Below are 11845 nucleotides of genomic sequence, written 5' to 3' on the forward strand. Positions count from 1 at the left end.
CCAGTAGTTTACACGTAAATAATTGTAACTCATTCTTCCAGAAAAGGGATAACTTTATACTAAACCATTCCCCAATGAGAAACTATCTTTGCTCCCTCCTGCTGTTATTATTATATACCATCACCAACGCACAAAGCATCCCCCCACAAGATGCCATGTTATCCAGTTATGAATACCCATTTCCAGTGAAATTCCTGCGCCTGCAAGTCCAGCAGCAAACCGTCCGTATGGCCTATATGGACGTGCAGCCAGCCCACCCCAATGGCAAAACAATTATGCTCCTGCATGGAAAAAATTTCTGCGCCGCCTATTGGGAGCAAACAGCCACCGATCTCAGCAATAAAGGGTTTCGCGTCATCATCCCCGATCAAATAGGATTTGGGAAATCATCCAAACCAGAACACTTCCAATTCACCTTTCAACAACTAGCCCTCAACACAAAAACATTACTAGATAGCCTCGGCATATCCAAACTGGTGGTACTAGGCCACTCTATGGGCGGCATGCTGGCCATCCGCTTCGCGCTGATGTTTCCTAGTGTAACGGAAAAACTAATACTGGAAAACCCTATTGGATTAGAAGATTGGAAGCTGAAAGTGCCCTATAAATCAGTGGATCAGTGGTATAAAGGAGAGCTTCAACAAGACTACCACGCCATCAAACAATACCAGATGGAGAACTATTATGCCGGTAAATGGACACCGGAATATGATAAATGGGCCTCCCTCCTCGCCAGTTGGACCACCAGCCCAGATTATCCCAAAGTAGCCTGGAACGCAGCACTCACCTACGACATGATCTTTACACAGCCTGTCTGCTATGAGTTGGAACAAATCCGTGTACCCACACTGCTCATCATCGGACAGCGCGACAGAACAGCACTCGGTAAGGCCAGTGTTCCGGAACATGTCAGCAAAACGATGGGAAACTATCCTGAACTAGGACGCAATGCAGCCAGACGCATCCCCAACGCCCAATTGGCTGCCATGGAAGGCGTTGGTCACCTTCCTCACATTGAAGCCTATACGCAGTTTATTAAACCCTTGCTGGAATTCTTGAAAAAGTAATTACTGCATCAGTTTCACTACAAAGTCCAAGGCCGACTGGTTGGCAGGATTTTCTAAGGCATCCGCGATATCTAATTTTTCCCTAGAGGTCAGGTGCCAAGACAAGGCGGCTGCTTTATCCGTTCGTTGTGGTACATACTGAAAAATCACTCGGTGGAATTTATTAGGGAAATAACCTTCCATATAGTTCACCAAATCATCTTGATCGAAGTCCTGCATAGCAGACCAGTGCTGTTGCATAGTAAACAGCGGTTCAAAAACCAGGTCGCCAAGATCTTTGGTTTTCTTAATCGGCGAAATATCATTTTTACGCGTATCGCGCAACTGGAGGTAGATTACACCAGATGTATTTTCGTTTATCCAGTCCTTGAAGGTATACAAGTAGCGCAAGGTTGTCTGCTGGCCGAAGTTATCCCTGATACCGGCATCCATTACATCCACAATGGGATTGCTGGGCAAGAACGCATTGGGCAGTACATACGGGAATGTGGCACACATTCGGATGGCACTGGTGATACGCAGATCCATCGCACCCTGACGGGCAAAATATTGGGTAAAATCAACACCATCCACATCCCTTACTTGGCGAGTCGGGTATTTATATTGTGGCGCACAGAGGTAACTTACAGGCAGTGGAGAAATAATTAACCGACGTCCATCTGCATTGATGGTCGAATTCCAGATCAACATAGGAATGGTGGCGTTCAGTTCAGGTACACGATAATCACGAATACTCTTATTAAACACATTGTCCGTGTTTTGATTCAACTGCATCTCAAAGGCATAACCACGATCCTTTGCATAATGATTGGAGCCAATTTTGAAGCTCCATACAGGCGCAATAAAATCATTCACCGCCATAGCAGTAAATACAGGATTTAATAAGTCTTTGGAGACACGATCTGCATAAATGGGATCGGTTAAACGAATATGTTTTCCGAGGGTTTGTTGATAATATAATTCTCGGAAATAAGTAGCGCCCATCATGCCGCCGGAGGCACCTGTCATCAGTACGGTATGCGGCATGAGTTGCCCATTGAGGAGGCTGTCCAGCCGCTGTAAAACGTTGAGGGTCCAAGTAGCAGAGCGACTCCCTCCCCCACTGAAATTCATCACTATCAACGGTGGATTTTGGTTTGCAGGGAATTTAGCCCTCCATTTCTTCAACACTTCCAGGGTAAGTTGTTTATCCCCTTCAGCTCTTTCCTTGGTGAAAAACTGCTGCAAGGCTTGGGGACTATACTCCGGACGCCCTTGCTTCTCCCTATAATTCAGGCCGTAGGCCTTATTTCTGTTATCTACGATGTCATGTTCTACCAGCCAGTTCAAACCAAATAGGAGTACCAGCAAAATAGGAATAGACCAAGTTTGCAACATATAGGAAAATGCACCGGCTACTCCGATCAAGAAAGCGAAAAACACCAGCACACTGGCACCTGCGGGAATCCGAAAAACAGCATGATCCATCATACTGGCCAGCACCAACATGACTATCAAGGCACATCCTACTGAAATCATCGCCGCGAAGTGATGTTGTTTCAGGATGGAATCCAGGTAATGTTTGTTATAGTGATCTACTTTCCTTGCCCGGCGGACCTTCCAAGGGGTGGAGAAATAGTTGTTAACTGGTAAAGCGTTTTCATCCGGTTCCTGGGTAGGTTTCAGGATGGTACGGAGGAACTGTCGGGGATTTCCAAATCTCCGCTCCAATCGTCTACCTATATTTTTATCTGCATTAAAGAAATAGAAGAAGGAGAAGAAAATGATGAAAAGCACTCCACTGATATACCCTTCTCCCAGCAATAATATTTCTGGAACGGTATTGAGCTGTTCGTAACGTTGATATTCCCATCCGCGGTAAAGTACGCAGAACAAGAATGTCAGGGGAATAATGGAATTATTCAGGCAATACCGAAAGAACGGCTGGGAAGTGGTAGCCAGGAATTTAAACCTACCCGTATGTAGGATAAAGGAGGTGATATGCCAGCTCATAATAAATGTGCCGGTTGCCATTCCGAGGATGGCAGTGCTATAAAAGTTCACTTTTCCTAAATATTCCGGCGCAAGGAACAGGGCATCGCCGCCGAATACTTTGGCAAATCCTCCATTAATAGTACTAAAGAGGATTACCCAGAAAACCAGCAATATCTGATACTTCCTGAAGTGCAGGAGCAGCAACTGAATAGGGAACGAATAGTATGTCTTTATAAGCAATAACTTCAACTTCATCAGACGATAATTACAAATAAAAATACGGATTTGCAATCATCCATCCGTATTTCATTCGTGATTATGCCTTTCCTCTGCTCAGGAAATATGTCCAAACGAGGGATAGCAGCAGGAGCATACCTACGCCCTGATGCAGTATAGCGAAGGAAATTGGAATAGTAACCTGGCTATTCAGGAGCGTAAGAACGCCCAAAAGCACCTGCAATAATACCAGCACCAAAGGCAGGTAACGGATACCATGAAGGGCAGTATGTGCGGGAACTTTTGCTGATTTTAGCCACCAGATCGCCACTAATATAGTTATCAGGTATGCAAGACCGCGGTGAATAAATTGAATGGTAATGGGGTTATGGAAGATATCATGAAAGACATTACCGCTGGAGAACATGCCTGTAGGCACCCAAGCGCCGTTGATATCCGGCCATGTATTGGCATTGAGGGCAGCATGCAGCCCTGCCATGAATGCGCCATAAATCAACTGCAACACCAATATGCCCAGCAGCCAGCCATTGAGCTTGCGCAAAGCAGGCACATATAATATCTGTTGTTGTTTAACGCTGAGTCGCAGGGCGAACCAGAACACATAACAAAGCAACACCAGTGCAGAAATAAAGTGAATCGCCAGGCGGATATGGTTTACGCGGATATCTTCATTATTCAGGCCACTCACCACCATGATCCAACCAATAGCACCTTGCAGCGCACCTAATGCAAACAGGATGAGCATTGGATTGATCATACTCTGATCAATCTTCTTTTTGGCAATAAAATATATGAAAGGAATCAGAAATACCACTCCCATGAGCCTTGCCCAATCGCGATGGAACCACTCCCAGAAATAAATGGCTTTAAAATCTGAAAGGGTAAAATGATTATTTACCAGTTTATACTGTGCAATTTCTTTATATCCATCAAAAGCACGTTTCCAGGCCTCCTCATTCATTGGCGGAAATGCGCCCAACAATGGCTGCCATTCCGTAATAGACAATCCTGAACCTGTCAGTCGGGTAATTCCTCCCAAGAGTACCTGTATAATCAGCATGCCCACGCCAATATATAACCATATGGCCACAGGGCGATTATTCTTCAATTGAACTGTTTCCATAAACGATGCGAAATTAGGACAGAATTCGTCAATCGCTTCAAATTTCTCACATTATTTTAACAGCCGGTTAATATTGGCTTAACGCTGGCATCAGATCTTTGCGTCGAAAAGTTAAACGGCACCATTGTATTAGCTAATACCTGCCCTATTTAAGTACAAAACATTAAAAAATTAATGTCATGAAACTTGTTTTAGCTCCGAAAGTGAGATTGATCTTAACAGTGGCTATTTTGTTTAGCACTATTACCGCGATGGCTCAAGATAACACCTTCGCTTTCAACAAAGTAAGCATTGCTAACGCTGCACCAGAAAACGGTTCTCCTAAAGCAACCGTAAATATGGATCTGGCACAACAAAACAAAAGCACGCTGCTCTTCAGATTGTCTATCAACAATCCTGAAAATGAGAAGCTGACACTGTACATCAAAGACAAAAACAATTATACCCTTCACAGGGAAATATTACCTGCAACTGCTAGATATGTAGGCAGCTATAACCTGGAATCCCTGGAGGACGGCGACTACTCCTTCGAGATCAGAAGTGGTAAAAACAAAGTAATGGAGAAAACTGTGGGAATCCACACATCCACCGTTGTTAACAGAAATGTATCTGTAGAGTAGTAATGGCTTTACAGAAAAAAGTAAACGGGCTGACCAACTAGTTTTGGGCAGCCCGTTTTAATTATTTATACCTCGATGCTGGTGTAAAAAAAGAAGATGGCCGAAGTGGCCATCTCCCTATAACATATATATAACAAGCTACTTATTTCAACATGGCTTCATAAAAAACATCCATCATTTTACCACGGGTATTCAATACTGATAATTTCGTATTGGCGCCACCGTTAGGATATACGCGGTTGCTGAGGAAAATGAAAGCCATTCCTGTTGAAGGATCTGCCCAAACGCAAGTACCTGTAAATCCTGTATGGCCGAACACCGCACCCGTTGCATAACGTGAAGGATAAGGATCCGTACGACTAGCATTATTCTTTTCTGTTTTATCAAATCCAAGTCCACGGCGACTAATATTACTAGCATAACCAGTGAATAAGTCTACCGTTTCTGGTTTGAAATATTGCTTACCGTTGAAGGTTCCTTTATTCAGGAGCATTTGAAAAATCACACCTAAATCATGCGCATCAGAAAATAGTCCTGCATGGCCGGCTACACCGCCAAACATAGCAGCGGTAGGGTCGTGCACATCACCACGAAGTAGTTGTCTTCTATAGGTAAATTCATTTTCTGTAGGCACAATCTGCGACAGCGGGAAACGATCTCTTGGCAGAAAGCCCGTAGTTTCCAGTCCTAACGGCGTATAGAAAGTTTCCTGTACATATTCATTCAATGGTTTGCCAGACAGTTGCTCTACAATGCGTCCCAGGAAAAGGAAATCCAAATCGCTGTAAACATAGCCCTGTGCAGGCGTCAGTTTACTATCGAGGATTTTTCTCCAGAGGGTATCCTTGTAGGTGTCCATCAAGTAAAGCCCTTCCGCAACACGTGTATTGAAACCTGTACTAGGAACGTTGTGAAAGATAGTGCTGTCCGGCACTCCGGCAGCATTCACGAGTTCTTTGTAGAACGGAATATAAGGTACCAATCCTGCTTGATGCAAGAGGATATCCCGCACTTTCAGCTTTGCTTTATCTGAACCTTGTGTAAAAGGTAAATATGTACCTAAGGTTTCGTCCAACTGTAATCGGCCTTCATCATAGAGTTTCATGATGGAAATCGTAGTAGCACAAACTTTCGTAACAGAGGCCAGATCATAGATAGATTTAGGCATCACCGGTTCACGACGGTTATATTCGTAATGGCCGTATACTCTGTTGAAAATTACTTTTCCATTTTTTACTGCCAGTACTTCACAGCCAGGCGCTGCACCATGCCCAATCATTTCATTGGCATAAGCATCTATTTTCAGGAGGGTCTGTGCATTCAGGCCTTCTGATTCAGGAGTAGCCATTGGCAATGTAGTGTACTGATTTAATTTATAAGTGACACCTGACCCTGATGGATAAGACGGACACACCGTTACAGGCAGCTTACCTTCTGGCGCTAATTTGCCGAAAAGGATATCAGCAGCCACTTTCTGCGTAGTGCTGTCGTCTTCATATGCAGCGAGAATATGTGGTGCTTCGCAGAAATATTGAATCGCATATGGATTACCAAATACCACGGTAGCAGATGGTAACTCCTGTTGCAATTGGCGGATAATCAGGCGTTGTGCAAGCGACAATCCGAAATTATTTGCCGGACGACGACTATAGTTATGCACACTGATAATTACCGCTTTATAATCTCTGTGAATCCTAGAAACAATAGGTGCAATCTGCTCCACGCTCTGACGACCAGTGAAAATAAATGCATCTGTACCTGGTTTCGCCGCTTTTACTGCATCAATGAAAGCATTGTTGGAATCCGCTCCTACTGCTACTACCGCAATTTTTTGTTGCGTTACGGCTGGAGAGAATGGAATCAACTTATCATCATTGCTCAATAATGTGATGGCTTTTTCAGCAATTTTTCTACGCAGAGAATCAGTAGAAGCGTTAATGTCTTCCGTGATATTACGGGTATCAATTACCTGTGGTTTATTCAGGCCCAGTGCGTATTTAGCGCGGAGTACACGTTTCACGCGTTCGTCCACTTCGCTTTGCGTAATCAGTCCTTTTTTAATGCCTTTGCGAATAGCGTCTATGCTACCTTTTGCAGTGGAAGGAAGGATCATCAGGTCGTTGCCCGCGAGGAGCGACTGCAGCGATTCCTGGCCATTGGTATAAAATTTCGCGATGCCTTTCATTTCCAGTGCATCCGTGATCGTTAATCCTTTGAAGCCCAGTTCTTCTCGCAGCAGTTTAGTGACTGCTTTGTGGGAAATAGAAGTAGGCGTATTAGGTTTATTATCGATGGCAGGAATGTAGAGATGACCGATCATGATAGACTGCACACCGGCTGCAATAGCGGCGCGGAAAGGATACAGCTCTAGCGAATCCAACTGTTGCCGTGTTTTGTTGATGGTAGGCAAGTCCAAGTGAGAATCCACATTGGTATCTCCATGCCCAGGGAAATGTTTCGCGTTGGCCATGATTCCGTTGTCCTGCATACCCTTTATGGTGGCTACTCCCAGACGGGCAACCTGGTATTTATCTTCTCCGTAGGAGCGATCATTGATAACCGGGTTATTCGGGTTATTATTCACATCCATATCGGGCGCATAGTCGACATGTATGCCGATGCGTCTGCACTGTTCTGCCAGGACTTTTCCATATGCATAAGCCAGTGCGGTATCTCTGGTAGCACCGAGCATCATATTTCTAGGCAGAGAGATCACGCTGTCTAGTCGCATGCCAAGGCCCCATTCTCCATCAATGGATACGAGCAGTGGCACTTTGGAAATAGATTGATAATAGTTAGTAAGGTTGGCTTCTCGGATGGGTCCACCCTGAAAGAAGATGACGCCACCTACTTTATTTTCCTGTATGTCTTTCACTACGGCGTTGACATGGTCTTGGCCCAGATTGGAGTGGGCGCGGATCACGATCAACTGTGCGATTCTTTCATCAGGTGTAAGCGAATTAAAAACGCTATCTGCCCATGCGGAGGCAGGGTCCTGTATTTGAATGGCATGTTCCGTTTTCTTTTTGTTTTTCTTTTTCGTGGGTGCGGAGAGCGGTACAGGCACCGCGCTCGCAGTCAACACCAGGCCTGTTAGTCCAGCAACCAGTAATTGTTTCATCATGTCATAAACTTACAAATTCTGGAGAACTAAATCCAGTGGCAATCAACTAATTATTAATAATAATTATATGATTTTGTCGAATAGGAAGTTTCTTATTAAATTTAAGATATACCATTGAAGATATTTTATAGATTTCACTGCGAAATTGAAATGTGTTTAGTATTCTTTGAAAAATTTTTAAATTTTTTAATCAATTGTATTTTTAATTACCAATACATTCAATTGTTTGTTATATTTGCACTCTTGCGAGTTTAGTAAGTAAGATTAATTTAAACATGGTCAATCTCATTTTATTTGGCCCTCCCGGTAGCGGCAAGGGTACACAAAGTGCTAAGATTATTGAAAAATACGGGCTGCTTCACCTGTCTACTGGCGATTTACTTCGTTATGAGATTGGTAACAAGACTCCTTTAGGTCTGGAAGCGCAGAAGTTCATGGACCAGGGTTTACTGGTACCTGATGAAGTAGTAATTGGTATGATCAGTTCTAAGCTGGATGCCAATCCCGAAGCCCGCGGATTTATCTTTGATGGCTTTCCTCGTACTACAGCTCAGGCAGAAGCGCTGGACAAATTGCTGTCCCTGAAGAAAACAGCGATCTCCGTAGTGCTTTCCCTGGAAGTACCGGAAGAAGAGTTAATTAAACGTCTGCTCAACCGTGGTCTTACTTCCGGTCGTAGCGACGATGCTTCAGAAGATGTAGTGAAAGCTCGCATTGTAGAATATCATAATAAAACTGCCCCTGTAGCAGACCATTACGCTAAATTTGGCAAGTTTAAGAAGATCAAAGGCGACGGTACCGTTGAAGAGATCTTCGATTTATTGTCAAAAGAAATCGACGAACTGCTGGGGGAGAAGGTATAGACCCGCACGGGTAAAGGCTTTCAACAACTTATATACAACGCAAAGATTGTTGGTATGCGGCATTTAGCACCTAGAAATGTGCTATTTACGTAAACTTCACGATCTTTGCGTTTTATTTTGTGGCGGTATCAAGGGATACTGCCTTTTAAAATCAAGGTCAAAAGTGGAAAAAGCGAACTTCGTAGATTATATCCGTGTATTTTGTAAGTCAGGTAAAGGCGGCGCCGGTAGCATGCACTTCATGCGTACCAAATTCAATGCGCAAGCAGGTCCCGACGGTGGTGATGGTGGCCGAGGAGGTCATATCATCCTCCGCGGAAACCAGCAGCTATGGACCTTACTCCACCTTCGCTGGCACAAAATGCTGATAGCCGAAAATGGAGAAAATGGTAGCGGCGATAACTGTACCGGACGTTTCGGAGAGGATATCATCATCGAAGTACCGCTGGGAACTGTGGCCCGCGATGAAGAAACCGGCGAAGTAGAAGCCGAAATCCTCCACGATGGCCAGGAATTAATCTGGCTCCCTGGAGGTCAGGGTGGTAAAGGAAATGCTTACTTTAAATCCGCTACCAACCAAACCCCTGAATATGCCCAACCAGGTATGCAAGGTATCGAAGGCTGGAAAGTCGTAGAACTGAAAGTACTGGCGGACGTAGGACTCGTAGGATTCCCGAATGCTGGAAAATCTACCCTCCTTTCAGCCATTACTGCTGCAAAACCTAAAGTGGCAGACTACGCGTTTACTACCCTTACACCACAACTGGGCATGGTGGACTATCGCGATAACAAATCATTCTGTATCGCCGACCTGCCAGGTATCATCGAAGGCGCACACGAAGGGAAAGGCCTCGGCCACCGCTTCTTACGCCATATCGAAAGAAACTCTGTACTACTATTCCTCATTCCTGCAGACAGTGCCGATCACCGCAAAGAATTCGAGGTGCTCGTCAGTGAACTGGAACAATATAATCCTGAATTGCTCGACAAACAGTTCCTCCTGGCCATCAGCAAAAGCGATATGCTGGACGATGAACTGAAAGATGCTATCTCTGCCGAATTACCGGAAGAAGTACCGCATGTTTTCATTTCCTCCGTTACGAACCAGGGCCTGACTGAACTGAAAGACATTCTCTGGAGTGCCCTGTCGGATGCCAACAAAATGGAAAGTCCTAACCAGACCGATGCCGAATAACTGTTGCAGACAACGAGGATCATAAAACTAATCCTGTAAAGTTTTATATTCCCCCGTATCATGAGAACTTACTTCCTGATGGCAGCCCTATTGCCAGCATTCTATGCCTGCCATTCGCCCGCCGTTTCCAAGAAGAACAGGCCGGTACAAATCGATACTATGGAACTGGTAGCCCCACCCGATAACATGGCTACCAGGGTCGCTTCCAATGAAGTGTCTGTTGCTAAAACAGATAGCACTACGTATATCCGTTTCGGTAGCTCATACCTATCGCTCGACTGGCTGGAACCCACGCCAGGTATGAATGATTTCGAATTGCATCCGGATACCATTTATCTCACCCTCCAGCATCCACATACCCTGGAAGGCCAGATGTTAACAATTACCTCCACCGGAAATGCACGCCTGAACGTAGCACAGCGTTATGAGACTACTGCTATCCTCACCTTCAAACAGGTGCATGTGCTTAAACATTGGAAACATTATATTTCTGATTGGGAAGCATTGAAACCGGAAGCAGATAACTTTTTCATCTGTAAAAAATATTCCGCAGAACAAAGACGCAGCTTCCCTCCTAGCACGATCGAAGAGCTAAAGGATTACGTTTATCACCATCTTGGAAAGGAGGCTTCTGCTGGCATTATGGGAATAACCAATATCGCGGATATTCCTACTAAAGTGGTGATCTCCCGGTACTACTTGAAAATTACAGGTTTGTTGCAACATAGTTCGGAGAACATCAACAAACTATTGATCATTGATGTGCCCATTAAACAATAACAGATTTTATATTTACTGAAAATATATATCCTTATGACTCGTATGCTCTGCATATTCGCCATTAGCTTCCTCCTCCTGCAAGCTTGTAAAACAGGCAATAATGGCACTACGGAAGAAACAAAGAAATCAACCTCAGATACTGCTGGTGCTTATGCACTGGTAGGCTCTTACAAAGGTGATTTTGGCGGCGCTCCTATTTTTATCACGATCAATTTCTCCAATGGTAAACAGGCGGCCGGATATAATGTCCATAAAGGTTTACGCAGAAATATCAAGGGAGATATTGCACATGATGGTTCCAACTGGGTACTCACCCTCACCGAACCAGGTGATAACCCTTATGACGGCAAGTTTACCATTACCTTCAATGCGGATGCTAGCAATGGTAGCGGTACCTGGACCCCCAACAACGCTAAAGCCACTTCTGAAAAGAAATTCCAACTGGAAAAATTCAATTCCCGTGCAGCCTATGAAATGGGTGCGAATTCACAATATCCGTTCCTTGGCTACTTCAGCGCTTATGAAAACGCCGGTTCTATTAGCTTTGAAGAAGATGGTACTGTAAAAATGACTTACTATCCGAAAGTAAATGATAGTACCCTCGCACAACAAGCCATTGAAGTAACTGGTAGCTGGTCCAATAATCCGCAACAACCGAAACTGGTGACCGTAAACTGGAAAACCAATAGCGGCTGGTCCCATAAGTCATCTCTATTCAACATTGAAATGGAAAAATCTGAAGGCAGCGATGAGTCTTATCTCTCTGCTATTGTATGCGATAGTCTCAGATTTGTTCCTGGCCCATAGTGAAGACGACAAAGAAAATATTATCCATTATTGCGGTAGGATTAATACTGTATAG

General features: G+C 44.3%; 9 protein-coding genes. 6 read left to right on the plus strand and 3 right to left on the minus strand.

Going from position 1 to position 11845, the window contains the following annotated elements:
- Positions 1-74 precede the first annotated feature (74 nt).
- On the plus strand, positions 75-1067 hold the full coding sequence (locus JO154_RS18410; RefSeq protein ID WP_291948220.1) for an alpha/beta hydrolase: 993 nt from the start codon (positions 75-77) through the stop codon (positions 1065-1067).
- Here the strand turns inward: JO154_RS18410 and JO154_RS18415 are convergent, their stop codons facing one another.
- Both JO154_RS18415 and JO154_RS18420 read right to left on the minus strand, forming a co-directional pair.
- The gene (locus JO154_RS18415; protein ID WP_291948222.1) at positions 1068-3296 is read right to left on the minus strand and encodes a patatin-like phospholipase family protein; all 2229 of its coding nucleotides are present in this window, start codon (positions 3294-3296) and stop codon (positions 1068-1070) included. It lies immediately after the preceding gene.
- A gap of 61 nt (positions 3297-3357) precedes the next feature.
- Complete coding sequence (locus tag JO154_RS18420) at positions 3358-4401, minus strand: COX15/CtaA family protein (RefSeq protein WP_291948224.1); 1044 nt, start codon at positions 4399-4401, stop codon at positions 3358-3360.
- 179 nt (positions 4402-4580) lie between these two features.
- Here JO154_RS18420 and JO154_RS18425 point away from each other — a divergent pair, with 179 nt between their 5' ends.
- Complete coding sequence (locus JO154_RS18425; RefSeq protein ID WP_291948226.1) at positions 4581-5021, plus strand: hypothetical protein; 441 nt, start codon at positions 4581-4583, stop codon at positions 5019-5021.
- A 142-nt stretch (positions 5022-5163) separates the two neighbouring features.
- Here the strand turns inward: JO154_RS18425 and JO154_RS18430 are convergent, their stop codons facing one another.
- On the minus strand, positions 5164-8145 hold the full coding sequence (locus JO154_RS18430) for a glycoside hydrolase family 3 N-terminal domain-containing protein (RefSeq protein ID WP_291948229.1): 2982 nt from the start codon (positions 8143-8145) through the stop codon (positions 5164-5166).
- A gap of 275 nt (positions 8146-8420) precedes the next feature.
- Here JO154_RS18430 and JO154_RS18435 point away from each other — a divergent pair, with 275 nt between their 5' ends.
- From JO154_RS18435 to JO154_RS18450, 4 genes are all read left to right on the plus strand, one after another.
- On the plus strand, positions 8421-9008 hold the full coding sequence (locus tag JO154_RS18435; protein WP_291948230.1) for an adenylate kinase: 588 nt from the start codon (positions 8421-8423) through the stop codon (positions 9006-9008).
- Positions 9009-9171: 163 nt separating this feature from the next.
- Positions 9172-10203, plus strand: a complete 1032-nt coding sequence (gene obgE / locus JO154_RS18440; RefSeq protein WP_291948233.1) for a GTPase ObgE — start codon at positions 9172-9174, stop codon at positions 10201-10203.
- Between the two features lie 60 nt (positions 10204-10263).
- Positions 10264-10983 carry a hypothetical protein gene (locus JO154_RS18445; protein ID WP_291948235.1) on the plus strand — a complete coding sequence of 240 codons (720 nt, stop codon included), beginning with the start codon at positions 10264-10266 and terminating at the stop codon, positions 10981-10983.
- Between the two features lie 33 nt (positions 10984-11016).
- Entirely contained in the window at positions 11017-11790 is a 774-nt protein-coding gene (locus JO154_RS18450) for a hypothetical protein (protein WP_291948237.1), read from the plus strand.
- Positions 11791-11845 lie beyond the last annotated feature (55 nt).

Source organism: Chitinophaga sp. (assembly GCF_019236475.1).
Classification (GTDB): domain Bacteria; phylum Bacteroidota; class Bacteroidia; order Chitinophagales; family Chitinophagaceae; genus Chitinophaga.